The organism is Arcicella aquatica, from assembly GCF_034928825.1.
Taxonomy (GTDB): domain Bacteria; phylum Bacteroidota; class Bacteroidia; order Cytophagales; family Spirosomataceae; genus Arcicella; species Arcicella aquatica.
Genome location: NZ_JAYFUL010000008.1, coordinates 27,766 through 53,686 on the forward strand (window position 1 = coordinate 27,766; position 25,921 = coordinate 53,686).

Here is a 25,921-nt window from a genome sequence, read left to right on the forward strand (position 1 = left end):
ATTTCTTAGCAAGAAAGTATATTTATCAAAACGTAGAAGTAATTAAATACTCTCTTTTTTGACATTATCGTTTAAAAATCAATGTACCTTGAAGAAAAGTAGCATCATCAAATTCTTTTTGAGAACCTTTTACTCCAATAGCCAAAGAGCCCAATAACATAAAAGGCAAATCACTAAAGTCTCCAGCTTCGATGTTACCACTAGCATTTTTAGTAAATTTTTTTGAACCTAATTTTAAACTATTTGCAGTTAATTCCAACACTGAAAATGTCTGAACAGATTCTTTTCCAGTATTATCTTTAGTAATTAAGTCGATTGTTTTGTTACTATCTTTTGTTTTCCAAGTACCTACAGTTTTACCAGCAGCATAAGTACCATCTTGCTTAAAATCAAATGAAACACCAGTTGCAAGGGCATTAACCATTGTTGTATCAATCTTAGGAGTACGTTTAATTTCTTGCAGTGTTGCTTCATAAGTTTTAATATTTGTAATGGTTCCAAAACCTGAAATTGACCATTTACCTACAATGCTCACGGGTGCTTGCGGAACGACGTCAGAACCAAACTTTTCTTGGCAGGCAGTAAAAGAAAGGATAGAAATCAATGTGATGATGAATAAGGCGATTTTTTTCATTAGGATAATTTTTTAGCGTTCAAGACTTAAATTTAAGAAATATGTCAAATAATAAAACTCAAAACTTATTAAATGGTACTAAATTAAAGCTAGAAAGCTCGATTAGTAGTCGAGCTTTCTATTTATACTTCATTTGTATGCTTACTCCCACTCAATCGTTGCTGGTGGTTTTGACGAAATATCATAAACAACTCTGTTTACTCCTTTTACTTTATTGATAATTTCGTTTGAAATTTCTGCTAAAAACTCATAAGGTAAATGACACCAATCGGCCGTCATTCCGTCTACAGACGAAACCGCTCTTAATGCTACTACTCTTTCATAGGTACGTTCGTCGCCCATTACCCCTACTGACTGTATCGGTAAAAGCATCGCTCCTGCTTGCCAAACGTTATCGTATAAGCCTTTATTTTTCAAGCCATTGATAAAGATGGCATCTACTTCTTGTAAAATCTGTACTTTTTCAGCCGTAATATCTCCTAAAATTCTAATTCCTAAACCTGGTCCTGGGAATGGGTGACGGCCTAGTATAAACTGAGGAATTTCAAGTGTTCTACCTACTAAACGTACTTCATCTTTGAAAAGTGTTTTTAGTGGCTCAACGATTTTCAATTTCATATAATCTGGCAAACCGCCTACATTATGGTGAGATTTAATCGTAGCTGATGGGCCTTTAATCGAAACAGATTCAATAATATCTGGATAGATGGTACCTTGACCTAACCATTTAACGTCTTCTATCAAATGTGACTCTTGGTCAAATACATCAATAAATACTTTACCTATGGCCTTGCGTTTTGCTTCTGGGTCAGTCAAGCCAGCTAATGCTGTATAAAACTGATCTTTAGCATCCACTCCTTTTACATTTAAGCCAAGGTTTTTGTATGACTCAAGTACGTCTTCAAACTCGTTCTTTCTCAACAAACCATTGTCAACAAAAATACAATAAAGGTTTTTGCCAATTGCTTTATGAATCAATACCGCTGCTACTGAGCTATCTACACCACCTGAAAGTCCTAAAACTACTTTGTCATCCCCTAACTGTGCTTTCAATTCAGCCACGGTAGTATCAACAAATGAGTCAGCCGTCCAGTCTTGTGAACATCCACAAACGCCAACAACGAAGTTTTTTAACATCGTTTTGCCTTCTAATGAGTGCGTCACTTCTGGGTGAAACTGTATGCCGTAAGTTTGTTCTCCTTTGATATGAAAAGCGGCAATCTTTACAGATTCCGTTGAACCAATGATTTCAAAATCTTCTGGAATCGACATAATCGTATCTCCGTGCGACATCCATACTTGGTTGTTTTCAGAAACATCATTTAACAACGGATTTTCAGCTACTTTTTGCAATTTAGCTCTTCCGTATTCACGATGTCCAGCATTATATACTTCTCCGCCTCCCATATAAGCCAATAGTTGTGCACCATAGCAAATACCTAATACAGGCAGTTTACCTCTAAAAAGACTCATGTCAACTCTTGGCGAGTCTTCATCACGTACAGAACATGGGCTACCAGACAAAATTATGCCTTTTACATCTTCACCAATTGATGGGATTTTATTGTAAGGATGGATTTCGCAATAAATATTAAGTTCACGAACTCTGCGGGCAATTAATTGAGTGACTTGTGAACCAAAGTCGAGGATAAGAATTTTTTCGGACATTTTTCGATTTCGGATTGCTGAATTCGGATTGCAAAATTGAGCCTTCCGAAAACTATGCTAAAAAATAAACCGCAAATTTCGGGAAAATTTGCGGTTTTGAAGTAATAAATTTTACTTTTTTATAAAAATATCTCTTCAGTGTTTTTAAAACTGGAAATAAATAAACTGCGCTGGAGCGTCGAACATTCCTAAAAAGAGTATCGCTAATACTATTCCGTAATAAAGTACCCAACGAAACAATACTGGTTTTTGGCTTATAACTGTTCTTAAACGCTGCCCTCTTTGATAAAAATGTACCGTTTCCATGACTAACAAAGAGAAAACAACCATAGCAAAATTAGCAAAGCCTTGTCCTAAGAAAATATTTTTATCAATAAAGCTTCTGTTAGTAAGTTGTGAAAGTTGTTCACCAATGCCCGAAAACAAATGCGTAGCAATATGGTATGCCGATTTAAAATCAACTGCACGGAAGAAAATCCAAGCGAAACTTGTTAAACAGAAAACGGTAAGAATCTGGATGATTTTATAAAGCAATGGCAATTTTTTCAAACCTATTATGCCTATTACCTTGTTTCTAAAATCAACGGTAAGGTTCGCAAAAATCAAGTAAAATCCGTGCATAGCTCCCCAAATAACAAAGTTCCAACTAGCACCATGCCAAATACCCGAAACCAGAAAAACGATAAAAAGATTGTATTCTCTTCGCCATTTAGACACCCTGTTTCCTCCTAAAGAAATATACAGATAATCTCTGAACCAAGTGGAAAGTGAAATATGCCAACGACGCCAAAATTCAGAAATAGTTTTTGAAAAATAAGGGCGGTCAAAATTTTTCATCAAATCAAAACCCATTACCTGTGCCGAACCTAAGGCAATATCAGAATACCCAGAGAAATCACAGAAAATTTGAATTGAAAATAAAGTAGTAGCGACTATCAAAGGAATTCCTTTTTGTTCAAAGGGGTGGTCATACACTTGATTTACCATCACTGCAAGACGGTCGGCGATGACTACTTTTTTAAACATCCCCCAAGCCATTAGTTTCAAGCCATCCGTTACGCGCTGATAATCAAAATCAAATTTTTCATAGAATTGATGCAATACATTCTGTGGTCTTTCGATAGGACCAGCTACCAATTGTGGATAGAACATTACGTATAACGAGTAAATTCCAAAATGTCGTTCAGCTTTCTGATTACCTCTATATACTTCTATCGTATAAGACATCGCCTGAAAAGTGTGAAAAGACAGTCCGATTGGTAGTAAAATTTTAAGGTAAGGAATAGGGTTTTCAAGGGCAAAACCTTTTAATAGAAAGCCTATATTTTCGTTCAAGAAATTATAGTATTTGAAAATTGCCAGAACGCCAATGTTAGCAATAAGGCTCATCGTCAAGAACAATTTCCTTTTTTTCCCTTCCGACTGTTCTATATAAATACCTGCATAATAGTCTATTACAATCGTAAAACCCAAAATAAGCATATAAATGGGAACGAAAGCCATATAGAAATAGCAACTCGCTACCAATAATAATAACCAACGAAAACGATAGGGCATTAAGAAATAGAGTATCGTAACGATGGGAAAAAAGATTAGAAATTCTATAGAATTAAATAACATAGTGATAAAAATCAGTCTTGTTCTATTACTTATGGAAGCGTTGAAACAGACAAGATTTATTTTATTTGTTTTTACTATTAATATTGTTCGCTAAAGGCTCTTGCTTTTTCGTCCTGATTGATTGGATACTTTTCTGAAACTTATCACTATTTTCAAATAATGTCAGTATTCTTTTTGTAAATATTTCCCTTCCTTTATCATTTGGATGATAAGCATTATCATAAAACAAAGTATCGTCCATCAAAGCATATTGGGGTGTACCTAATATTGGTATTTTGAGATGCCTCTTTATCTGCGCACTGATTTTTTTAATAATGTTAGCATTTTCTTCAAAACTTTTTTGTGCTAAACAAGGAAAGGTAAAAAACACTTTAGCTCCTTTCTGTTGGGCAAAAGCATAAAAATCGTTTAAATCCTTTATTTGTTGGCTGAAATCTTGGTCAGATGGTATTGTTGGATAGGCAATTTTAGTGGGAGGATTATTCAAATGGCAAAGCAAATCTCCTTTAGATGAAAAACAATTTCGATAGAAAATAGAAGTTGTATCAGCTATACTTATCGGTTTGCTTCTCGAATGGTTTAGAGCTTCACCAATCATCAATCTACAATCAGTTAATCGATGAGTAGTATAACTGCTTATTTTTTCAGTAATAGATGGAAAGTGTATCCATTTTTGTGAAGGAGGATAAAAATCTGCGGCAATCAATTGCTCTTCATATTTTCCTTCAGACCTAACCATATATTCTAACGTTATCAACACCACATCTCCTTTTTTCAAATAAGTTTTCAGCTCTTCCATCATATACTTACTTCCGAAATTGAAATGCAAAGCAGCATTCACTACTGGCAAACCGATTTCATCCTCTAGCATATCGCTATTTATCCCAAATGCCATGCTTGAACCACTCATCAAAACTAATCTCGGACTTGGCACAGTTGCTAGCATTTTTGTTTTATCGATAATCGTAGCTATGTAAGCATTGTGTGAGCGTGGGTCGAAAATTAAATCTAATTTTCTGGCACTATCAATGGCTAACAATGGTAAAAAACCAATCAAAAATAGTTTTAGTATAAACTTTAAGAATTTCAAAATATGTGATTTTATAATGTTATTACGTTAGAGTTAATCATCAAAATACTATTCTGCATACAATAAATATTTCTTTCTGATTGCTTTATATTGGTCTAGGTCTTTTTTCCAAGACGCTCGAATTTCTGCTTCTGTTTTCCCTTCTATAATTTGCTTTTTTAAAACATCTGACCCTGCCAATAGATTAAAGAAAGCGTTATCACTAAAAAACTTATTTTTATCGACTGATTGCTGATAAAAGTCTAATACATATTTTAAGGTAAAGCCTTGTTTGCGAGCATCAATTTGGCTTAAATCTAACCCATAACACAATTTACCTTTTTGAGGCGGGTTTTTAGCCCCAGGCTTATCTTCAGGTGTAAAAGTGAAAGTTCTGTTAGCTTGATTAGGCGAACCTATCACCTGAAACTGTTTGTCGGTTCCTCTACCTACGCTTACGTCTGTTCCTTCAAAAAAACAGATAGAAGGGTATAAAAGGATTGACTGTAAATTAGGCAAATTAGGCGAAGGGGCAATTGGTGGTGCATAAACCATTGAATGATGGTAATTCAAACATTTTACAACCGTTAAGTTAGCCTTCACGCCATCTTTTAGCCAGCCTTCCTGATTAATCATTTGTGCTAATTCGCCTACCGTACAACCGTGCACTACCGGGATGGGGTTTAACCCTACAAATGATGCAAATTTCTTATCTAACACTGGGCCATCTACATAATGTCCATTAGGGTTTGGTCTATCTAACACTAATACCGCTTTCCCTGTTTCGGCACAAGCTTCCATCACATAGTGCATGGTAGAAGAATACGTATAAAACCTTGCTCCTACATCCTGAATATCAAAAATTACGACATCTATGCCTTCTAATTGTGCAGGGCTAGGTTTTTTATTGGCACCGTACAAGGATACTATCGGTAAGCCCGTCTTTTTATCAATGCCATTCGCAATATGTTCGCCTGCATCTGCTGTTCCTCTAAAGCCATGTTCTGGAGCAAAAATCGTTTTTATCTTTACGCCCAAACTAATTAAGGAATCAGCCAAATGTGTTTTGCCTATTACCGAAGTATGATTTACCACCAAAGCTACCGTTTTATCTTTCAAAAGGGGCAGGTATATTGCTGTCTGCTCTGCTCCTGTTTGTAGGGTAGCGATTGTATTTTTTTTACTGCTTATACAAGAAATAAGCAATAAGCCTGTTAAGATAAAAACGATTTTTGTTGAATGAAGCATAAAGCAAGTTATGAGTTTTGAGTAATGAGTTTTGTTTTTTTGCACCCGTTATTTCATTTTAAAAGATGAAGCTGTTTAAGCTTTCCGTTTCTGAGGTGAAAGTATTGTATTTTTGAATTGATTTTTTCAAAATTTACGAAGCATAGCATCGCTACGTTGAGTAAATTTTGGAACAAGCTATGCTAAAAGACTTAGTTTAACCCAAAAGGGAAAATTTAAACAGCTTCGACATAAAAGCAAGGTCTTTACTAAATTCCATCGCACGAAAATCGACTCATTAATCAATTTACCAGTAAAAACTACTTAATTTGTAGTCAAGAAACAAAATTACAAAATACTGCATGAATTTCCCTTATTTCATTTCTCAGCGCATTCAAAATACTAAAACTACCTCTTTTTCGGGTACGGTCACTAAAATCGGTGTGGGAAGTATAGCAATTGGTTTGTCTGTAATGATTATTGCTTTTGCGGTGTTGTTTGGCTTTAAAGATGCCATTCATCAAAAATTATTTAGTCTTACACCACACATCAAAATTTCTAAGTTTTCTGCCAATGAATCGTATGAAGAGAATCCTATCACACAACAAAGTGATCTTTTCAGAAACCATAAAAGTATTAAGGAAATTAGTCATTTCCAGACTTCGGCTTTAAAAGCTGGCATTCTAAAGACACGTCAGGATATTTTAGGTGTGGTTTTGAAAGGCATCAATCGTGATTTTGATTTCAAAAGGTTTGAACCAAATATCATTCAAGGCAAACAGATTAGCTTTGATACCAGTGGATATTCAAAGGAAATACTTATTAGTAAAGTAATTGCCGATAAATTGAGTTTAGCCGTTGGCAATGATGTAATTATGTATTTTTTGAATGCCCCCGACCGCCCTAGAAAATTAGTGGTGAACGGTATTTATGAAACCCAAATGGAAGAGTTTGACAAGAATTTAATCATTGGCGATATCAGGCTTATTCAAAAAATGAATAATTGGGGTGCGGATTCTGTGGGTAGTTATGAAATTTATATCAGCGACTTTACCCAATTAGACGCTGTTGCCAAGAAGATTCAGCGTAAAATCCAACCAGATATGAAATTGGAGAAAGTAACAACTACTTATATGGGGTTGTTCGACTGGCTGGGTATGTTGGATAGAAACATGGTTATTTTCTTAAGCTTAATTTTGTTTGTTGCTTCCTTTAATATGATTTCTATTCTGTTGGTATTGATGCTAGAGCGTACACCAATGATTGGCGTTTTAAAAGCATTGGGAGGAAGTAATTGGCAAATTAGGAAAATATTTTTGTGGAGTGGTTTTTCTATGATATTTAGGGGACTTGTTTATGGAAATTTGTTGGGCATAGGCATTTGTTTATTGCAAAAACATTATAAAATTTTCCCGCTCGACCCTGTGAATTATTACATGAATACCGTTCCGATAATGATGAATTGGTCCGTAATTCTTTTACTTAATTTAGCTACTATTTCTTTGGTGCTGTTCGTATTAATTATTCCAACTTTTGTCATTACCCGTATCGAGCCTGTCAAATCTATTGTGTTTAGGAAATAGGCATTTTTTGAATATCATTGCTGGTTTAAAACACATCTCCGTGAGTGGCTTTGATAATGGCTTTTAGGGCAAATTTGAAGTTTTTCAAACTTAATAAGGCTATTTCAGAAAGCACTTCGTTACCAAATAGTTGTTGGACTGTTCGGCCTACCCAAAGTCTTTGGGCAAAAGCTTTTTTCCATGCTTTTTGGTAATTTTGTTCTAGCAACGTCCTGTCGTCGAAATGTTGTAGGATGTGTTCGGATAAAATTTTAGCTCCGTGGATAGCCATAGCCATTCCGTTTCCGCATAAAGGTGTAATCAGTCCTGCCGAATCGCCTATCATTAAAATATGGTTTTCGATGGTTGTTTTCGGCGTAAAAGAAATTTCATTAATTACTTCGGGCTTGTCGTACAGGAAAACTGATTCTGTAAATATCTTTCTAAGGTGTGGGTTTTTCCAAAGAATATTTTTCTCCATTTCGAAAATAGCACCATACTTTTTTAGGTTTTCTCTGGTCGTAAGGTAACACAGGCAATACTTATCGTCTTCGATAGCAGAGATACCACAATAGCCATCTTTAAAATTATGAAGGGCTATTAAATCTTGTGGAAAGTCTGTTTTGATATGATATTTCACCCCAATATACGGGCTTCTTTTGCTAAAAAAACTACGGTTTAAAGTGGCATCTAGTTTTGTTCTTTTTCCGAATGACCCAATCACATAACGGGCTTCAAAAGTTTGATTAGAGGTGCTTACCGTAAATTGGTCATGATGAAAATCAATATTTTCGACATTTTTATTTAATAAACAATGAACATTATTTTGTTGAGCTAAGTGATATAAAGCTTCGTCAAAAGCATAGCGACTAATACCAAAACCTCCTAAATCAAGGGTTGTTTCTAATACTTTTCCTGAGGGTGAGGTAAATTGAAACCTTGTAATGTCTTTAGTATCTAATTGACTAAAATCAAGTCCTAATTGTTGTAAAAACGGACGTGTTTCATTAGAAATATATTCGCCACAAACACGGTGGAAAGGGTAGTGTTTCTTCTCAATCAATAGTACTTTTTTGCCAGCTTTGGAGAGCAAAATACTGCTAACCAAACCAGCCAACCCTCCGCCAACGACGATGATATCATACATAATTTTATTTTTTTACCAATTAGCTCACAACAATGTAGTAAATTTAAACAATGAAACCAACACTTTATCACATCGTGAGTCCAGAATGGTGGGCTGAGTTTTCGGATTTAGATTATTATGAATCAGAAACACTTTCAGTAGAAAAATTTATTCATCTTTCTACTTCAGGACAAGTACAAGGTACCCTAAACAATTATTTTGTAGGTAAAGCCCAGCTATTGTTACTTCATCTTGACATGGACAAATTGAGTGCTGAACTTCGTTTTGAAACTGTTCGTAATGCTGATACGTTTCCGCATTTATACGGAAGACTGAACAAAGATGCTATTTTAAAAGTTGAAGAATTACTGCCCAATCCAGACGGCACCTTTACTTTCACGGCTAAATAGTCAGTTATCAATGTATTTAAACCTTAGAACTTTGTGTTGTGTTCAAGGGTTTTATAAATGAGTATATATTTATTTAAATAATTTAGTAATCCTGCTGAATCTACAGTATCAATCGAATAACAATGTGACGACCATTTGTTAACGCTACAATTCGTACTCTAAATTCCGCAATCAATATGACATGTTATACCCACAAAATATAGAACAAAAATTAGGCTTTGACCGCATCCGAGAACACCTCAATGAATTGTGTGTGAGTTCTCTGGGAAGAGCCTTCGTCAATAAAATCCGTTTTGCCGATAATTACGATTTAATTCAAAAGATGATTCGGCAAGTAGCCGAAATGAAAGATATTTTGCAGTTTGAGCCACAGGCTTTCCCTGCTCAAAATTATCTTGATGTCAATCATCAACTTTCTAAAGCTGCCATTGAAGGAGCATTCCTGACTGAAGAAGAGTTTTTTGACTTAAAACTTTCATTAAGAACGATACAAGAATGCCTTCGTTTTTTTGATAACAAAGAACCTGAGGCTTATCCACAATTAAGAGAATTAGTTGGCACGGCATTCTCGGCTGACTTGAACCTTCGTCAAATTCTGGACTCTCTGGATAAGGTAATCGACGACCGTGGTAAGTTGAAAGACAATGCCAGTCCAGAATTACAAGCTATTCGTCGTAGAATTCAAAGTCAAGAAATAGACTTACGTAAAAAATTAGAAAGTATCTTAAAGATGGCACGTTCAAATGGCTGGATTTCGGATGACTTTTCTTTGACTTTACGTGGAGGTAGAATGGTCATTCCAATCGCTGCCGAACACAAACGTAAGATAAAAGGCTTTGTTCATGACGAATCTGATACTGGTAAAACAGTATTCATGGAACCAACCGAAGTATTGGAAGCCAACAATGAAATTAGGGAATTGGAATCTGCTGAAAGACGTGAAATCATCAGAATTTTGATGGAATTAACGACACGAGTACGTCCGCATGTGCCAGTATTACGCAAAGCTTATACATTTTTAGGGATTATTGACTTTATCCGTGCCAAAGCACGATTAGCAATCGAAATTAATGGAATAGCTCCATTGAGCTTGAACAGTCAAATTGTCGATTGGAAAAATGCGGTGCATCCCCTACTCTTTCTTTCTTTCAAAAAACAAGGGAAAAAAGTACAACCCCTCAGTATTACATTAGATTCTGACCAAAGGATTTTATTAATATCAGGCCCTAACGCAGGTGGTAAATCAGTTACATTAAAAACCCTAGGGTTGGTGCAATATATGTATCAATGTGGATTGTTAGTGCCAATGGCTGAACATTCAACTATCGGTATTTTCAGAAGTGTTTTTATTGATATTGGCGATGAGCAAAGTCTTGAAAATGATTTGAGTACTTACTCTTCGCACCTCACCAATATGAAGTATTTCCTGATTAATTCAGATAGAAAAACGTTGTTTTTAATTGACGAATTTGGGACAGGGACAGAGCCAACTTTGGGCGGAGCCATTGCCGAGAGTATCCTAGAAGATTTGAATCGTTCAGGCGCTTATGGTGCTATCAATACGCACTATACTAATCTAAAAACTTTTGCTGACCGTACCAAAGGTCTGGTAAATGGTGCTATGCGTTATGACGCCGAACACCTAGAGCCTTTGTATGAACTGGAAATAGGAAAGCCCGGTAGCTCTTTTGCCATTGAGATTGCCTATAAAATTGGTTTACCAAAAGCAATTATTGATAAATCGAAGCAAAAAATTGGTAATCAACAAGTTAGTTTCGAGAAGTTGATTAAAGAACTAGAAATTGAAAAGAAAGTTTTTGCAGATAAAAATGTGGAGAATGCTCAGAAACAACGCAAGCTCGACCAATTGCTAGAACAGTATAACTCTTTGAAAACGTATCTGGACACAGAAAAGAAAACGATTCTGAATACGGCGAAGGTTCAAGCGAAGGAGTTAATCAAGAATACCAACCAGAAGATTGAAGCGACTATCAAAGAAATTCGCGAACAAGGTGCTGAAAAACTAGCTACGAAAGAAATCAGGCAAGATTTAGTCGATTTTCAGGAAAGTTTAGTCCTTGAAAAAGTAGCAGCTAAAAAGCCAAGTCCAAAAGAAGAAAAAGAGAAAGAAGAACGTGAGGAGATTGAAGTAATTTTGGGCGAAATTTCAGTAGGTTCTTTAGTAAGAATTAAAGGACAGGAAGCTTTGGGCGAAGTATTAAGTCTACGTGGAAAAGATGCTGAAATTGCAATTGGTGATTTGAAAACTACGGTGAAAATAAATCGTTTAGAGAAAATATCTCGGAAAGAATTCAAACAAAGAACAACGTCGGTTACCAAAATTGTTGGCGTGGATATGAATGATAAGTTGATGAATTTCTCATTCAACCTTGATTTACGAGGCAAACGTGGCGAAGAAGCGTTGGTAGAAGTAGATAAATTTATGAACGATGCCATCATGGTAGGCTATAATGAACTACGGATTGTGCATGGCAAGGGAGATGGTATTTTAAGAAATTTAGTTCGTCAACATCTCAGAGGGTATAAACAAGTAGCGAGTACACAAGACGAACACGCTGATAGAGGAGGCGCGGGCGTTACTTTGGTCAGTATGAAGTAGCTTTACTCTTAGGGTGTGACTTAAGTCACACCCTAAGAGTAAGTTAATTATTACAGAACATTAGAAGTCTGCTCTTTGATTTTCTCTAATTCATCTTTCATATTGATGACCATTCTTTGAATCACCACGTCGTTTGCTTTAGAACCGATGGTATTGATTTCACGACCGATTTCTTGGCAAAGGAAATTTAATTTTTTACCGTTTCCTTCTTTCAATACTTCTTTGAAATAGACTAAGTGTGTGCCTAAACGTACTTTTTCTTCTGAAATATCGTATTTCTCGATGTAATAAATTAGCTCTTGCTCAAAGCGATTTTTATCAAAATCATCCGCCTCTAATAAATCAGTTACTGACCTTCTTAATCTTTCACGAACAGCAGGAATACGAAGTTTATCTTGCTCTTCAACTTCTTTCAATAGTTCGCCAATTTTATCAATGTATTCTATGAATTTTCCAGTAACGATAGCTCCTTCACGCAAACGGAATTTAGTACATTCGCTAATTGCCTGATTTACAGCCGATAAAATTATTTTCCATTCCTCTTCCGCTTGTTCTTCCGAAACAGTTTCAGTATTATAAGCATTAGGCAAAGAAAGAGCTATTTTGAACAACTCAGTTGTATCATCTACACCATACCCACTACCCGTATCCTGCAAATCCTTCATATAAGCCTCCACTAAAGGGCGGTTGATACTTGTTCCTGAGCTAGCAACGTTTGTATAGTTTGTACTTAGGTTGAGTTCAATTTTACCTCTTTCTAAATTCTGTGTCAACAGGTTTCTAATTTCTATTTCTCTGAAAGATAGACTTTTAGGAATTCTACAATAAATATCTGTAAACTTAGAGTTCAAGGTTTTTATTTCGGCAGTGACGGTCAGATGCGGAGCTTCTATCACCGATTTGCCAAAACCAGTCATTGATTTTAACATTATATAATTGTTTAGAAAACGTGATATCATTAATATATAAGGGTGCAATATACAGAAAATAAAAGTGTTATAAAGCAAAAAACTGTAAGTGACATGCTTTCATGTACTTACAGTTTTTGCTTGATACTATCAATAGTATTAAACTATAATTCTTTTATTTTGATATTTCTGAACCAAACTTTATTACCATGGTCTTGGAATACAATATGACCTTTCGTATAAGTTCCCCAGTTTTCCATTCCCTTGAATTTACTCGCGGCAACTAATTTTTTATATTCTTCGCTACCAATAGTATATTCAATCACCATTCTGCCATTCATATACAATTTTACATGACCGTTCTTTTGTTCAATCATTACTTTGTTCCACTCTCCTACTGGCTTCACATTTTCAGGCTCATATTTGATCAAATCATACAAGTTACCTGCTCTGTGTTTGTCGATTTTACCATCAGCATGTCCGTCGTTATCCAATACCTGAAATTCAGGGCCCGTAAACCACGAATAAGGATGTTTTGTAGCATCGTCTTCCTGTGCATTGAAAATAATTCCAGAGTTTCCTCCTTCAGAGATTTTCCAGTCGCAAGCCAAGATAAAATTCTCATAAATACCATCAGTAGTCAACTCTCCGCCACCTTTAGTATTCCAACCATCCATTTCGCTATTGTCCAACATAATGGCATTATCCGAAATTTTCCAAGCTGGTCCAAGGTCTTTCTTGTTAAAATTTCTCCAACCGTTCAACGTTTTACCACCAAAAAGAAGTTTCCATCCTTGTTTTTTTTCTTGAGAAGTCAAGGTATTAGGCTTCTGTGCAATTGTTGATAACGAAGCGCATACCAACGTAATGATTACAAAAAGGTTTTTCATGTCTATGAATTGAAATAATAGTATTGTTTTATTTGGCTCGCAAATTAATCATTTTAGTCAATTATTCAATCCTTGTTTATGCTTACAGCGTTTTATATACTACGCCATCTTTCATCACAAACGATACTTTTCTCATTACTTTAATGTCCTGTAGTGGGTTTCCATCAGTAGCAATGATGTCGGCAATCTTACCAGTTTCAATAGAACCTGCTTCTTTCTGAGTTCCCATAATGATAGCAGGAGTCATCGTAGCAGCCTTGATAGCTTCCATCGCTGGCATACCAGCCTCTACCATATATTGAAATTCATAAGCATTGTAGCCGTGAATAGAAACACCAGAGTCGGTACCAAAAGCGATTTTCACGCCTGCTTTATAAGCTTTAGCAAAAGTAGCTTGAATCAGTGGCCCAATTTCTAGCGCTTTTGGAACTACCAAGGGATGATAATAGCCAGGGATTTTTGCTGAATCAGCTACGGTTTTACCCGCAATAATAGTAGGTACAAAATAAGTACCATATTTTTTCATCAATTCTATGGCTTCATCGTCCATGTATGTACCATGTTCAATAGTGGTTACGCCTCCTCTGATGGCTCTTTTAATCCCTTCTGCCCCATGAGCATGGGCAGCTACATGGAAACCATAGTCTTTTGCGGTCTCTACAATGGCTTTAATTTCTTCCTCTGTAAACTGTGGTGCTTTACCACTTTTTGCTAAACTCAATACTCCCCCTGTTGCGGTAATTTTGATACAATCTGAACCTTCTTTATAACGTTGACGAACAGCCTGACGACATTCGTCTGCACCATTGACCACTCCACTTAAATACTGTGGGTCAAGGCTTAATTTATCTGCCAAAGCATTTGAAGGGTCACCGTGTCCACCAGTAGTAGCAATAGTTTTGCCAGAAGTAAATACTCTTGGGCCAATGGTTGTGCCTTTATTAATAGCATTGCGTAGCGCAATATTTACGCCAGAACCACCTAAGTCTCTAACTGTAGTAAAGCCAGCCATCAAGGTAGTCTTGGCATATTTGGCAGCATCGAAAGCTACATCAGCTTGGTTTTGTTGATACCTTTTCAATTCTCCGCCTTTGCTAGTTTCATTTTCCAAATGCACGTGCATATCAGTAAGCCCCGGCATTACAGTTTGAGTTTTCAGATTAATTACTTTATCAGTTCCAGAAGGTGCTGTAAAACCTTTCTGAATAGCGGTTATTTTTTTGCCTTCTACTACAATTGTTACTTGGCTTTGAGCTTCATTCTGAACACCATCGATAAGTGTTCCACAATGGATAAGTGTTTTTTGAGCAAAAGAGGCAGTACTTAACAGGCATAATCCTGCAAGTGTTAGTAATTGTTTTTTCATTTGTTGATATTAATTAAAGGTAGTGATGGTTTTTAGTTTTATTTAAATAATCAAATCCATATAAATATATGAATAATCTGTTTAAAATAGCTGTTTGCAAAACTATTTTAAGTAAACGTGCTAAAGGTTATTGTATAAAAACGATAACTCAAATTTTACTATTAGCTGGCGACTTCAGTCGCCAGCTAATAGTAAAATTTGAGTTAATATTCCAAGATAAAAATTAGTTATTATACTTATTTGATAAATACATACTAAAATTTTTATAAACCATCTTCAACCAACGACGTAGTAATTTCTATGGGGTTTGTTAATATTTTATGAATGGGGCAACTGTTGGCTATCACCAACAATTTTGCTCGCTGCTCCTCATCTAAATTACCCAAGAGTTCAACTTTTCTGGTGATAAAAGATTTGTTTTCTTTCATATCTCTTTCAAGCTGTACTTCTACCTTCACCTCTGCTAAATCCCAACCTTTTCTATCTGCATACATTCTTAAAGTGGCCGAAGTACAGGCTGATAGTGCAGCAGCTAAAAGTTCTTTAGGATTAAAGCCTAAATTTTTTCCTCCTACCTCTTCTGGTTCATCCGAGATGATGGTATTAGTGGCTGTCTGAATAGTAGTTTTATATAGTTCTTTGCCTATATGTGCGTTTACGATTTCCATTATTTTCTATAAGGTTGTGGAAGGGGTACAAATGTTGTTTCGCCTGCTACTTTCGGGAAAGACTGCTCTATCCATCTAGTCTTGGCATCTTCGATGAGTTCTTTGGTAGAGGCGACAAAATTCCAATAAATGAATCTTTCTTCTGGAAAAGGCTCTCCTCCAAAAATATACACTGTTGTATTTTCTGCCATTTCAAAGCTACACAGCTTGCTATCATTAGCTATCAGAATATGTTTAGGCTCATAGGTATGTCCTTCGCTACTGATGCTTCCTTCTAAAATATACAAGGCACTTTCACCAAATAAATCATTCCCGATATTTACAGTCTGAGGGCTAGTGTTTTTGATTTCAATAAAATACAAAGGACTGTATACTGGTACGGCAGATTTTTTGCCAAATGCCTCGCCAGCTATTAATTTAAAAGCAATACCATCCGTTTCCCATGTAGGAATCTCCTCCTCTGTTACGTGTGCAAAACTAGGTTGCATTTGTTCTAGTTCTTTCGGCAACGCTACCCAAATTTGTAAACCATGCAACGTTTTATCTGAATGGCGCAAATATTCGGGGGTTCTTTCAGAATGCACAATGCCATTGCCAGCAGTCATCCAGTTTACTTGATTAGGCTTTATCTCCATCTCTGTTCCCAGACTATCTTTATGCATTACGCTTCCTTCAAAAAGGTAGGTTAACGTAGAAAGCCCAATATGAGGGTGTGGCCCAACATCTAAATTTTCATGGTCACTTAGTTGTGCAGGTCCCATGTGGTCTATAAAACAAAATGGACCTACCATTCTTTTTTCTCTGAAAGGTAATAACCGACCCACCATAAAATTTCCAATATTACTTGGTCGTTCTTCGATGATTAATTTGATATTAGACATTTCTTTGCTGTTTTAGGTTTTTTGCGCGGGGTGTTTTTATCATGTCAAAGATGCACGTTTTCCTCAATTACTTTCCTTATTTATGCGTTAATTTTATAGAACACACTTGCAATCAATGTAAAGCAGGCTAAAAAGGATAAGTACCCCTTCCAATTACCTTACTTTTAAGGTAATATTTTACTTGCTAATTATCCAAAATCTTTGGAGCTTATATGCTAATATTATCCTCCCTTATAACATGAAAAATGAATATTATCCATCAGTCCTCTTCTTTGTATTATTATACTTTACAAACCAAGCTATCGGACAAACTACCAACAGAGTGCTAGGCTATTTTCCTGCCAATACTACACTTTATGGAAATGTGCCTTATGCTAAGGATACTTCCAAACATCATCTTTTAGACATTTACCTGCCTGCTAATGCCAAGCCCAACACGCCATTAGTCGTTTGGATACATGGTGGTGCATGGATGTTGAATGACAAGTATGCCGACATGAGTTATATGAAAAATACCATTCGTACTATCGTAGAAAATGGTTATGCTTTGGCATCTATCGATTATCGCTATAGTACTCAGGCAATATTTCCAGCACAAATACAAGACTGCAATCAGGCGATTGAATTTCTATATCAAAATGCTGAAAAGTATTCATTAGATAAAAATCGTATTGTGTTAGTCGGGTTTTCGGCGGGTGGACATTTGGCTTCACTGTTGGCATTATCACATAATAACAAGGTGAAGGATTTTTATGCGAAAGACAATAAGGTGTCTTTTAAAATAAAGGGAGTTATTGATTTTTACGGTCCTTCAGACTTTCTGGCTATTCCCAAAAACCTTGAACCAGCAGGAGCTGTTAAAACATCAGAAAGTATTTTATTAGGAGCTACCCCATTGCAAAGACCAGATTTAGCCAAATGGGCTAGTCCAGTAACATATGTCGATAAAAATGATTCTCCGTTCCTCATCATTCATGGTGAAAAAGATCAGTCTGTACCTTATTCACAATCTGTTTTACTAAGCTCGTGGTTAAAGCTTTCAGGTATAGAGAATCAGGTATTTATCGTAAAAGACGCACCACATTATGGTGAAATGTTTGATGCTGAATATCTTAGAAAGGAAATTATTGACTTTTTAAATAAACATTTAAAGTAAATCGAAGCAATCATTCGTTAAGCAAATATACCAAAAATCACTAGCGAGTGACTTAAGTCACTCGCTAGTGATGGCATCACGTCGTCGCTCGTTTCTAACGAGTGACGACTATTTTTAGGCTTCTAGCCTAAAAAAGAACCTTGAAAAAAGTAGCGGTAACCCTTGCGGTTACCGTCTTGTGGTAAAACGGCAACCGCAAGGGATTGCCGCTACTGGGCATAGCTTGATTTTTGAAGTAACTGATAAAGACTTTCTTTTTCTTCTGCATTCATTTCAATAATTCCCTCTAATGTTTCTAAGATATGTTCACGCTCATCTGAGGCTAGTAGTAAATTTAAAAGCCGTACAAAAAATTTCTTCTGCTCAACGTTAAGCGAAATAAATAACCTTGGTTGTACTTCATAAAGATTTACTAATGTTTCTTCAAGCAGAGACTTATCAAAATCGTTTTCGTACTTAGGAAAAATTTCGTCTTGTTCGTATTTTTCAATGAGCTTAGTTGATGTTTTATGAAGAATATCCTTTCTTTTTTTACGAAGGAATTCATTTAAACTATTATGAAGAAATTTGTACTCAGACAAATATTTTACTTTACTAAAAAGGTTTGTTTGCTGATTGTTTTCTTTGGATTGAAAATCAAAATCATTGAAAAAGCTACTTGTAATATACACACTATGATAAAACTCATCCCCTTTATTATTTAGCGTAGTATAATCTTTATACACTTCTTCATGACTTGCATTGAGATAATAAAATCTTGATAATTCTTTATGCGGTTTATTATTCCATTGATAGTATTTACAATAAAAACTTGTGTTGCTTTCTTCATAAGTAAGCGTAAAGCTCTCCGAATCCTCTATAAACGACTGATAGTCCAGAGGAGTACCATTAATGATAATTGAAAAGCCTTTAGGTCTATTTAATTCCAAAAACCAACAAAATTCACTTTTTAAAAAGGGAATAATGTCTCCTTCTAATTCTTCTTTGCTGATAGTAATATTGTAAAAATTAACACTTGTACCTGTTTTATCCTTTTGGCTTTTCGTTACCTCTGAAGCATTATAATTATTAATGTTCTCTGTGTTAACTGTAATCTCTCCGTCTAATAATAACCTATTTTTCTGGAAGGTTGTCTTCCACTGAGCGATTTGAGCAAAAGTAAAAAAGGTCAATCTCCCTATGCCATTTTTCCCGTGGATTGTAGAAATATGTTTCTCGTCTCTTGAATTAACCTCTATGGCTTTTTCAGATGAATAAAACAAATCGAATTTGGTGTTTAATTGTTCAAAATTAATACCATAACCATTATCGGCTACTTCAATTGTTTCAACTGTACCAAGTTCGTTAACTTCAAAATTCAAGTGAACCGTATCTGCTTTTGCATCAAAACCATTCCAGATAAATTCAGCAATGGCAAGTTTTGCATCATAATTTTTAAGTACTTTTTTTATTCCACTAGGAGTGATATTTACATTCTTTGACATGGTAGATACTTATGTTAATTTTTTGAAGCTGTTTAAACTTTCGGTTTCTGAGGTGAAAGTATTGTATTTTTGAATTGATTTTTTCAACATTTGCGAAGCATAGCATCGCTACGTTGAGTAAATTTTGGAACAAGCTATGCTAAAAGACTTAGTTTAACCCGAAAGGGAAAGTTTAAACAGCTTCTTTATAATATTTAATTGAAAGAGAACGAATTTACAAAATATTTTGAGAGACTTATTCTAAACCCTCTAATTTGTCCTATCATTTAAAGCAGTCGCTCGTTCCAACGAGTGATGACTATCATTAGGCTTCCAGCCTATAAAAACGACAAGCCTAAAAAACACCAAAGCCCCAGCAAAACTGAGGCTTTGGTAAATTTTAAAAAGATTTTATCCTTAAATATGCTTCTCAGCATGATAACTAGAACGAACTAACGCTCCTGATTCTACATATTTCAATCCACGTCTCAATCCTTCTTCTTTATACATCGCAAAAGTATCTGGATGTACCCATTCTATTACTTCATGGTGCATTTTAGTAGGTTGAAGATATTGTCCTAATGTCAATACATCCAAACCATTTTCTACTAAATCGTCCATTGCTTTAAATACTTCTTCTTGCGTCTCGCCTAAGCCCAACATAATACCCGATTTGGTTCTTTTTCCAAATTCTTTGGTACGTTTGGTTTGTTCTAAAGAACGAGCATATTTAGCTTGTGGACGCACATTTCTGTAAAGACGTTCTATCGTCTCCATATTATGCGACACTACCTCTTGCCCGCCTTCAATCATTCTGTAAAGCGCATCCCAGTTACCTTTAGTATCAGGTATCAAGGTTTCTATCGTAGTTGTTGGTGATGCCTCCTTTACTTGTACTACTGTCTGATACCACACCTCAGCTCCACGGTCTTTTAGTTCGTCGCGGTTTACCGAAGTAATTACAGCATGCTTCACGCCCATTAATTTAATGGCTTCAGCTACTCTGCGTGGCTCATCTGCATCATATTCATTCGGGCGACCCGTCGCTACTGCACAAAATGTACAAGAACGAGTACACACATTTCCTAAAATCATAAAGGTTGCCGTACCTGCACCCCAACATTCACCCATATTTGGGCAATTTCCTGACTGACAAATGGTATGTAATTTATATTCATCTACAATATTACGTACCCTTGCATATTCCTGACCAATCGGCAGTTTTACTCTTAACCAACTTGGTTTTTTAGAATGCTTTGAGGCAGTCTCCGCTTTCGGAGCTATTACTGGAAGTTCTATCATTTTCTGTCTATTCCTTGTACAAAACGCTATTACACTACAAAGTTAAATGCTAATAAAATAAAAACGTCAGGAAAATGAAATTGGTTTACATTTTCCTGACGCTATTTTTAAATAACGGGTATTATTTATCAATAATAAGCCTTTATGAAACGCTTATCTTTTCTAAAATCATGGCATTAACTATTTTTTTCCTCCAAAAAAGATGGTTAAATAGCCTGAAGTAAACACACTTTTATTATCTCCTTTAGCCAAAATATTTACTTTTTTAGTATATGCCTCTGCTAAAAAGCCTATTTCTAAGCTAATGTTCGACTGGCGAAAAGCATCTAATTCAAAATTTAAGGCTGCTTTTAAATTCACTCCGGGTACTATCGTCGACTGTCCGATGCCTTCAAAAAAACCTCCGCTTCCATAAATATTATTGATAGTATGCTTGCTTGGGTCATAAGCTTCGTCTCTGATAACTCCTCTGCCATAAAAAACCTGCACATAGTAAGGCTTTACAACCCCAATAGTTGGTCCACCCGCGATAATACCATTTACATTTACGCCTCCGTCAGATGATTTATGGAATAAATTTATTTCGCGACCATACTGTGGACGAATCGCAAAAAGATAGTTTTGCTTTTCTTCTACATAACTTCCTCCATTTCCTAATAAGCTAAGGGTATTTTCTCTAGGATGATTTACATTCACGATTTCAAGGTTGAAATAATGAAACTGACGATGCAAAGAGTTGTTCTCAATCAAAACTTCTTTACGAGCCATCAGCCCTCCTAGTAAACCAGAATTGGTATTAGTAGTTAATCCAAATGACAAAATAGAATGATAATTTTCTTCGTCCACTACCTCACGGGGTTGTTGTATAGTCCTACTAGCGGCAGGCTTAGTAGCAGTAGTCGGTGATGAATTTCTACGCTGAGCTTCTATCGAATAAAACGATAACAAAGCAAAAATGAAGAATATGAATGTATTTAGTAGTTTTTTCACAATGCTTTAATCAAAAATTTTATATGAATGAAATAACCATACAATGAATATTGATATTCACGCAACAATTCCGACAGAGTGTTTGCCAATTAGGAATCACTTTCGGTTTAAAGTATATAATTACAATAAAAATACGTAATATGGTGCTATTTGTTTAAATTTAGGACAAAAATCATCAAATATTTAACACATAACAACAACATAATGCCAACTGTAAAAACTACTTATTTAGGCGAACTTCGCACAGAATCAACGCATTTGCAATCTGGTACACAATTACTTACGGATGCACCTACAGACAATATGGGTAAGGGAGAAGCCTTTTCTCCTACGGATTTATTGGCTACTGCTACTGGTACTTGTATGCTAACGACAATGGCAATTGTTGCTCAACGTGATGCAATTGAATTGTCGGGCTCAAGCGTAGAGGTCTCAAAAATCATGTCTCAAACACCTCCAAGAAAAGTAGCTCGTTTGGAAATTAACTTAAAAATGAAGACAAATATTGTCCTGACAGCAGAACAAATTCAAAAACTAGAAAACACGGCACATAAATGTCCAGTTTCTCTAAGCCTCCATCCAGACTTAGAACAAGTTGTAAGTTTTGAATGGAAGTAAATTAATTGTGAGTTAGTGAATTGTGATTGAGTGATTTTTATATATTATACTAAATAACTAAAAAAATACAATCACTAACTCACAATTCCCCAACTCACAACTAAAAAATTAGTACCTAATTTAGATGCCATGAGTTATTTTAATTGTGATTGAGTGGGTTAGTGATTATATTTTATAAGATATATAAAAATCACTCAATCACAATTCACTAACTCACTCAATCACAACTATCCCACCGTTTCTGCTAATTCAGCAAATGAAATTTCAAAGTGTGAGGCATCATAGATACATTCACCGTTTTGAATGATTAATACCTGCGGAGATTGATGCTCTACTCCGAAAGTTGAAGCAATAGCACTAGAAATCGGGCGATACTTTAATAAATCTAAGTAATAAGGCTTTAACTCTCCCACGCTCTCTTGTTTCCAATTTCTTTCCAAGCGATTTAAGGCAGTTGATGAAATTGAACACGTTGTGCTATGTTTCAAAATCAAGATTGGTTGTTGTTTCGATTCCTCTTTTATAACCTCTAATTGAGATAAATCTGTTAATTGATTCCAGTTCATTTTAATTATTTAGCGTCTTTTCGCTTATTCTAATGATGTAAATGGTAGTACGTTGTTTTAATATGAAACTAATTAGCTGTAATTTTGATTCAAAATTAATTCAAATTTCATTTGTCAAAGCTACTTTATCATATTTCAATTTATACTTACCAGTTTTTTGTCTGGTTAGTGAGTCCTTTTAACACGAAAGCCAAACTTTGGATTCAAGGGAGAAAAGACTTTAAAAATCAAGTTTATTCAAGTCTGTTTTGGATAAAAAGAAGTACTTCATCAGCACCTCTTGCATGGTTTCACAGTGCTTCGTTGGGTGAATTTGAACAAGCCAGACCAGTCATAGAAAAGTATAAAGAAAACTTTCCGTCACATCTCATCTTACTTACTTTTTTTTCGCCTTCTGGTTACGAGATTCGTAAAAATTATACTGGAGTAGATTTTATTTGTTATTTACCTATCGATACCGCAAAGAATGCACGCGAGTTTATCGAGATGTTTCAGCCTTCAGTTGCCTTTTTTGTGAAATACGAATTTTGGTATAATTATCTGAGAATACTTTCTGAAAAACAAATTCCTGTGATGTCATTTTCTACTATTTTCAGAGCAAACCAAGTATTTTTTAAGAGCTACGGAGGCTTCTATAGAAACATTCTTGCTTATTTTACCCATATATTTGTACAGAATAAGAACTCGTTTGAATTACTAAAAAGTATTAATATTCAACACATTAGCATTGGCGGAGATACCCGTTTCGACAGGGTAAAACAAATTGCGGATGCCAAAAAAGAAATTGAAGTAGTCGAAAAGTTTAAGGATAACAAACTTTTGTTAATTGTAGGTTCGTGCTGGCAACAAGATTTTGAAGTAATAGCACCTATGTTGAATGAGTTTGAGCATGATTTAAAAGTAATCATTGCTCCCCACGAAATTCATGACGAGGAAATCACCGCTTGGCAGAAAGTGTTGAAAAAAAACTCTATCAAATTTTCAGAGATTCAACACCTGACTGATACTGAGATAGCAACAACAAATACGCTTTTTATTGATAATATAGGTATGCTTTCTTCCTTGTATCAATATGCAGATTTTGCTTGGGTTGGAGGTGCCTATCGCAAAGGATTGCATAATACGTTAGAAGCCGCCACTTTTGGCTTACCTATCTTTTTTGGCAATAATAATTATCAGAAATTTCAGGAAGCCATGGATTTAATCCGTATTGGCGGTGCTTTTGTGATTGCCGATACCGCTCAATTTAAAAATAGTTTTGAGCCATTATATTTTGATGTTGATTTAAGAAAAGAAAAATCAACAATTATTGAAGAGTATGTGAAAGAGAATTTGGGGTGCACGGACAAAATAATAACATTTACCAAGGAATTATCAATATTCTGATACAAGAATGAAAGGATTAGTATTACGATCAACAGGCTCATGGTATGAGGTGCTCGACGAAAACAAGCACGTATGGCAGTGTCGTTTAAAGGGCAAGTTTAAGATTCAAGGGTTAAAAACCTCTAATCCGATTGCGGTTGGAGATAGAGTAGAATTTGAGATTGAAGATAAAACAGAAAACATGGCAACCATTTTTAAGATAGGTGCCCGTGAAAATTATATCATCCGTAAATCTGTTCATAAAACTGCCCACGGGCATATTTTAGCTGCCAACCTTGATCAGGCTGTTATTATCGTTACCTTAAACTACCCTAGAACATCCTTAGGATTTATCGACCGTTTTTTGGTTTCAGCAGAATCCTTTAGAATTCCTACGACGATTGTTTTTAATAAAATAGATTTACTTTCGGAAGAAGAAAAAGATTATTTAGCCGATTTAGCGGCGATGTATGAAGAAATAGGTTACCCTTGCGTATTTACATCGGCAGTCGGCAATATTGGCATAAAGACATTTAATGATATTCTTAAAGATAAAATTTCATTAGTATCGGGGCATTCAGGCGTTGGCAAATCTACATTGGTAAATCAGATTGCCCCTACCTTGGATTTAAAAACAACGGAAATTTCAACGTTTGCTAATAAGGGTGTGCACACCACTACATTTGCAACAATGTTTGAATTAGAGGAAAACACTTTTATCATTGATACACCAGGCATCAAAGAATTGGGCTTAATTGACATTGATAAACAAGAGCTATCACATTTCTTTCCAGAGATGCGAGCATTGTTGGGGCAATGCAAATATCATAATTGCAAGCATATCAACGAGCCAAAATGTGCTGTGTTGGAAGCTGTAGCTGAAGGAACAATAGCTGAAAGCAGATACAACAGTTATTTAAGCATGATGAGTGATGATGATAACAGAAGATAATCTTCTATAAAATAGAGGATACTTCTTCTGCTATCGACACAGAAACACGCATATCTGATAAATAAATACTTCCGAATTGAGTAGCCAAAGCTACATCTGCGGCATCTCGACCATAGGCCAGTACTACTCTGTTGCCTTTTGGTGAGTCTTGGGTAGCATCAAAAGTATACCATCTTCCACCAACAAAGGCCTCAAACCATGCATGTAAATCCATTGGATCTAACTCATGTAAATAACCTACTACCATTCTGGCAGGAATACTCAAACTTCTACACAAGGCAATTCCTAAATGAGAGAAATCTCTACAAACGCCCACTTTGGCGGCAGCAGTATCCTTTGCAGAAGTAGAAGCATTACTAAAGCCGTATTGGTAAAATATATTTTGGTGAATCCATTTACGGATTAACTCTACTTGGTCATAACCAGGATAAGCATTTCCAACAATTTGAAAAGCTAGATTTCCTAATTGGTCAGACTCACAATATCTACTTGGTAATAAATAAATAAGTTCTTCAGGGGGTAAGTCTTCAATTAATACAAAATCAGCACCAGGGGCTACATCAATTTCATCAGGCGTTTGCACGATTGAAGAAGTAAGTACATTAAACTTTCCTACTGGAGTTAATAAACGCTGACATAAATTTCCATACATGTCGGTGTATTCAGTAATAGGAACACTTGGTTCAAGAATATACTCTTCCTTAATAATCCACTGCCCAGCACCACTTCTTGGTCTGAGCATCAGGATTAATGGGGTAGTCGAGTAAGCTTCGTAATCAAGTTGGCAACTTATTTGAAGTCTCATGATTTTAGCTTTTATTCTAATCTAAGTTAAGTTTAGATAGTTGATTAAAATAGTC

23 protein-coding genes are annotated in these 25,921 nt (G+C 35.6%); 7 read left to right on the top strand and 16 right to left on the bottom strand.

The features are described 5' to 3' along the window. Positions 1–64: 64 nt before the first annotated feature. From VB264_RS06980 to VB264_RS07000, 5 genes are all read right to left on the bottom strand, one after another. Positions 65–634, bottom strand: a complete 570-nt coding sequence (locus tag VB264_RS06980; protein WP_323247957.1) for a hypothetical protein — start codon at positions 632–634, stop codon at positions 65–67. Between the two features lie 141 nt (positions 635–775). Continuing rightward, on the bottom strand, positions 776–2,302 hold the full coding sequence (gene guaA / locus VB264_RS06985) for a glutamine-hydrolyzing GMP synthase (RefSeq protein WP_323247959.1): 1,527 nt from the start codon (positions 2,300–2,302) through the stop codon (positions 776–778). A 144-nt stretch (positions 2,303–2,446) separates the two neighbouring features. Beyond that, the gene (locus VB264_RS06990) at positions 2,447–3,922 is read right to left on the bottom strand and encodes an MBOAT family O-acyltransferase (protein WP_323247961.1); all 1,476 of its coding nucleotides are present in this window, start codon (positions 3,920–3,922) and stop codon (positions 2,447–2,449) included. 61 nt (positions 3,923–3,983) lie between these two features. Next, on the bottom strand, positions 3,984–5,012 hold the full coding sequence (locus tag VB264_RS06995; RefSeq protein WP_323247963.1) for a hypothetical protein: 1,029 nt from the start codon (positions 5,010–5,012) through the stop codon (positions 3,984–3,986). Between the two features lie 48 nt (positions 5,013–5,060). Beyond that, positions 5,061–6,239, bottom strand: a complete 1,179-nt coding sequence (locus VB264_RS07000) for an exo-beta-N-acetylmuramidase NamZ family protein (RefSeq protein ID WP_323247965.1) — start codon at positions 6,237–6,239, stop codon at positions 5,061–5,063. 341 nt (positions 6,240–6,580) lie between these two features. Here VB264_RS07000 and VB264_RS07005 point away from each other — a divergent pair, with 341 nt between their 5' ends. Next, positions 6,581–7,801 carry an ABC transporter permease gene (locus VB264_RS07005; protein ID WP_323247967.1) on the top strand — a complete coding sequence of 407 codons (1,221 nt, stop codon included), beginning with the start codon at positions 6,581–6,583 and terminating at the stop codon, positions 7,799–7,801. Positions 7,802–7,826: 25 nt separating this feature from the next. Here the strand turns inward: VB264_RS07005 and VB264_RS07010 are convergent, their stop codons facing one another. After that, positions 7,827–8,927: an NAD(P)/FAD-dependent oxidoreductase gene (locus VB264_RS07010; RefSeq protein ID WP_323247969.1), complete on the bottom strand. Its 1,101-nt coding sequence runs from the start codon at positions 8,925–8,927 to the stop codon at positions 7,827–7,829. Between the two features lie 50 nt (positions 8,928–8,977). Between VB264_RS07010 and VB264_RS07015 the strand changes: the two genes are divergently transcribed. Then, entirely contained in the window at positions 8,978–9,316 is a 339-nt protein-coding gene (locus VB264_RS07015) for a DUF952 domain-containing protein (RefSeq protein WP_309920560.1), read from the top strand. A gap of 181 nt (positions 9,317–9,497) precedes the next feature. Then, complete coding sequence (locus VB264_RS07020; RefSeq protein ID WP_323247971.1) at positions 9,498–11,936, top strand: endonuclease MutS2; 2,439 nt, start codon at positions 9,498–9,500, stop codon at positions 11,934–11,936. 50 nt (positions 11,937–11,986) lie between these two features. Here the strand turns inward: VB264_RS07020 and VB264_RS07025 are convergent, their stop codons facing one another. From VB264_RS07025 to VB264_RS07045, 5 genes are all read right to left on the bottom strand, one after another. Next, positions 11,987–12,865, bottom strand: coding sequence for a YicC/YloC family endoribonuclease (locus VB264_RS07025; RefSeq protein WP_323247973.1), 879 nt, complete (start codon positions 12,863–12,865; stop codon positions 11,987–11,989). 143 nt (positions 12,866–13,008) lie between these two features. Continuing rightward, the gene (locus VB264_RS07030) at positions 13,009–13,734 is read right to left on the bottom strand and encodes a 3-keto-disaccharide hydrolase (protein WP_323247975.1); all 726 of its coding nucleotides are present in this window, start codon (positions 13,732–13,734) and stop codon (positions 13,009–13,011) included. Between the two features lie 82 nt (positions 13,735–13,816). After that, positions 13,817–15,100, bottom strand: a complete 1,284-nt coding sequence (locus VB264_RS07035) for a metal-dependent hydrolase family protein (RefSeq protein WP_323247976.1) — start codon at positions 15,098–15,100, stop codon at positions 13,817–13,819. Between the two features lie 263 nt (positions 15,101–15,363). Next, positions 15,364–15,768: an OsmC family protein gene (locus VB264_RS07040; RefSeq protein WP_309920574.1), complete on the bottom strand. Its 405-nt coding sequence runs from the start codon at positions 15,766–15,768 to the stop codon at positions 15,364–15,366. Continuing rightward, the gene (locus VB264_RS07045; protein ID WP_323247978.1) at positions 15,768–16,649 is read right to left on the bottom strand and encodes a pirin family protein; all 882 of its coding nucleotides are present in this window, start codon (positions 16,647–16,649) and stop codon (positions 15,768–15,770) included. Before VB264_RS07045 ends, VB264_RS07040 begins: the two co-directional genes overlap by 1 nt. Positions 16,650–16,887: 238 nt before the next feature. Between VB264_RS07045 and VB264_RS07050 the strand changes: the two genes are divergently transcribed. Continuing rightward, complete coding sequence (locus tag VB264_RS07050; protein ID WP_323247980.1) at positions 16,888–17,805, top strand: alpha/beta hydrolase; 918 nt, start codon at positions 16,888–16,890, stop codon at positions 17,803–17,805. A gap of 209 nt (positions 17,806–18,014) precedes the next feature. Here the strand turns inward: VB264_RS07050 and VB264_RS07055 are convergent, their stop codons facing one another. The 3 genes from VB264_RS07055 to VB264_RS07065 form a co-directional block, all read right to left on the bottom strand. Continuing rightward, positions 18,015–19,289 carry an ATP-binding protein gene (locus VB264_RS07055; RefSeq protein WP_323247981.1) on the bottom strand — a complete coding sequence of 425 codons (1,275 nt, stop codon included), beginning with the start codon at positions 19,287–19,289 and terminating at the stop codon, positions 18,015–18,017. A gap of 396 nt (positions 19,290–19,685) precedes the next feature. Beyond that, positions 19,686–20,570 carry a lipoyl synthase gene (gene lipA / locus VB264_RS07060; protein WP_309920586.1) on the bottom strand — a complete coding sequence of 295 codons (885 nt, stop codon included), beginning with the start codon at positions 20,568–20,570 and terminating at the stop codon, positions 19,686–19,688. A 180-nt stretch (positions 20,571–20,750) separates the two neighbouring features. Further along, positions 20,751–21,560, bottom strand: coding sequence for a hypothetical protein (locus VB264_RS07065; RefSeq protein WP_323247982.1), 810 nt, complete (start codon positions 21,558–21,560; stop codon positions 20,751–20,753). A 204-nt stretch (positions 21,561–21,764) separates the two neighbouring features. Between VB264_RS07065 and VB264_RS07070 the strand changes: the two genes are divergently transcribed. Beyond that, the gene (locus tag VB264_RS07070; protein WP_323247983.1) at positions 21,765–22,178 is read left to right on the top strand and encodes an OsmC family protein; all 414 of its coding nucleotides are present in this window, start codon (positions 21,765–21,767) and stop codon (positions 22,176–22,178) included. A gap of 227 nt (positions 22,179–22,405) precedes the next feature. On the opposite strand, the gene ytxJ is transcribed toward VB264_RS07070, so the two are convergent. Next, positions 22,406–22,744: a bacillithiol system redox-active protein YtxJ gene (gene ytxJ / locus VB264_RS07075; RefSeq protein WP_323247985.1), complete on the bottom strand. Its 339-nt coding sequence runs from the start codon at positions 22,742–22,744 to the stop codon at positions 22,406–22,408. A 111-nt stretch (positions 22,745–22,855) separates the two neighbouring features. On the opposite strand from ytxJ, the gene VB264_RS07080 reads away from it, so the two are divergent. Beyond that, entirely contained in the window at positions 22,856–24,130 is a 1,275-nt protein-coding gene (locus VB264_RS07080) for a 3-deoxy-D-manno-octulosonic acid transferase (RefSeq protein WP_323247987.1), read from the top strand. A gap of 7 nt (positions 24,131–24,137) precedes the next feature. Then, on the top strand, positions 24,138–25,061 hold the full coding sequence (gene rsgA / locus VB264_RS07085; protein ID WP_323247989.1) for a ribosome small subunit-dependent GTPase A: 924 nt from the start codon (positions 24,138–24,140) through the stop codon (positions 25,059–25,061). A 4-nt stretch (positions 25,062–25,065) separates the two neighbouring features. Here rsgA and VB264_RS07090 read toward each other — a convergent pair whose 3' ends face one another. Beyond that, positions 25,066–25,866: a transglutaminase family protein gene (locus VB264_RS07090; protein WP_323247991.1), complete on the bottom strand. Its 801-nt coding sequence runs from the start codon at positions 25,864–25,866 to the stop codon at positions 25,066–25,068. Positions 25,867–25,921: the final 55 nt, after the last annotated feature.

What these genes read in the sequence shown, in the direction of transcription:
- VB264_RS06980 (WP_323247957.1), bottom strand. Translation starts at nt 634, where the DNA reads ATGAAAAAAATCGCCTTATTCATCATCACATTGATTTCTATCCTTTCT.
- guaA (WP_323247959.1), bottom strand. Translation starts at nt 2,302, where the DNA reads ATGTCCGAAAAAATTCTTATCCTCGACTTTGGTTCACAAGTCACTCAA.
- VB264_RS06990 (WP_323247961.1), bottom strand. Translation starts at nt 3,922, where the DNA reads ATGTTATTTAATTCTATAGAATTTCTAATCTTTTTTCCCATCGTTACG.
- VB264_RS07000 (WP_323247965.1), bottom strand. Translation starts at nt 6,239, where the DNA reads ATGCTTCATTCAACAAAAATCGTTTTTATCTTAACAGGCTTATTGCTT.
- VB264_RS07005 (WP_323247967.1), top strand. Translation starts at nt 6,581, where the DNA reads ATGAATTTCCCTTATTTCATTTCTCAGCGCATTCAAAATACTAAAACT.
- VB264_RS07010 (WP_323247969.1), bottom strand. Translation starts at nt 8,927, where the DNA reads ATGTATGATATCATCGTCGTTGGCGGAGGGTTGGCTGGTTTGGTTAGC.
- VB264_RS07015 (WP_309920560.1), top strand. Translation starts at nt 8,978, where the DNA reads ATGAAACCAACACTTTATCACATCGTGAGTCCAGAATGGTGGGCTGAG.
- VB264_RS07020 (WP_323247971.1), top strand. Translation starts at nt 9,498, where the DNA reads ATGTTATACCCACAAAATATAGAACAAAAATTAGGCTTTGACCGCATC.
- VB264_RS07025 (WP_323247973.1), bottom strand. Translation starts at nt 12,865, where the DNA reads ATGTTAAAATCAATGACTGGTTTTGGCAAATCGGTGATAGAAGCTCCG.
- VB264_RS07030 (WP_323247975.1), bottom strand. Translation starts at nt 13,734, where the DNA reads ATGAAAAACCTTTTTGTAATCATTACGTTGGTATGCGCTTCGTTATCA.
- VB264_RS07035 (WP_323247976.1), bottom strand. Translation starts at nt 15,100, where the DNA reads ATGAAAAAACAATTACTAACACTTGCAGGATTATGCCTGTTAAGTACT.
- VB264_RS07040 (WP_309920574.1), bottom strand. Translation starts at nt 15,768, where the DNA reads ATGGAAATCGTAAACGCACATATAGGCAAAGAACTATATAAAACTACT.
- VB264_RS07045 (WP_323247978.1), bottom strand. Translation starts at nt 16,649, where the DNA reads ATGTCTAATATCAAATTAATCATCGAAGAACGACCAAGTAATATTGGA.
- VB264_RS07050 (WP_323247980.1), top strand. Translation starts at nt 16,888, where the DNA reads ATGAAAAATGAATATTATCCATCAGTCCTCTTCTTTGTATTATTATAC.
- VB264_RS07055 (WP_323247981.1), bottom strand. Translation starts at nt 19,289, where the DNA reads ATGTCAAAGAATGTAAATATCACTCCTAGTGGAATAAAAAAAGTACTT.
- lipA (WP_309920586.1), bottom strand. Translation starts at nt 20,570, where the DNA reads ATGATAGAACTTCCAGTAATAGCTCCGAAAGCGGAGACTGCCTCAAAG.
- VB264_RS07070 (WP_323247983.1), top strand. Translation starts at nt 21,765, where the DNA reads ATGCCAACTGTAAAAACTACTTATTTAGGCGAACTTCGCACAGAATCA.
- ytxJ (WP_323247985.1), bottom strand. Translation starts at nt 22,744, where the DNA reads ATGAACTGGAATCAATTAACAGATTTATCTCAATTAGAGGTTATAAAA.
- rsgA (WP_323247989.1), top strand. Translation starts at nt 24,138, where the DNA reads ATGAAAGGATTAGTATTACGATCAACAGGCTCATGGTATGAGGTGCTC.
- VB264_RS07090 (WP_323247991.1), bottom strand. Translation starts at nt 25,866, where the DNA reads ATGAGACTTCAAATAAGTTGCCAACTTGATTACGAAGCTTACTCGACT.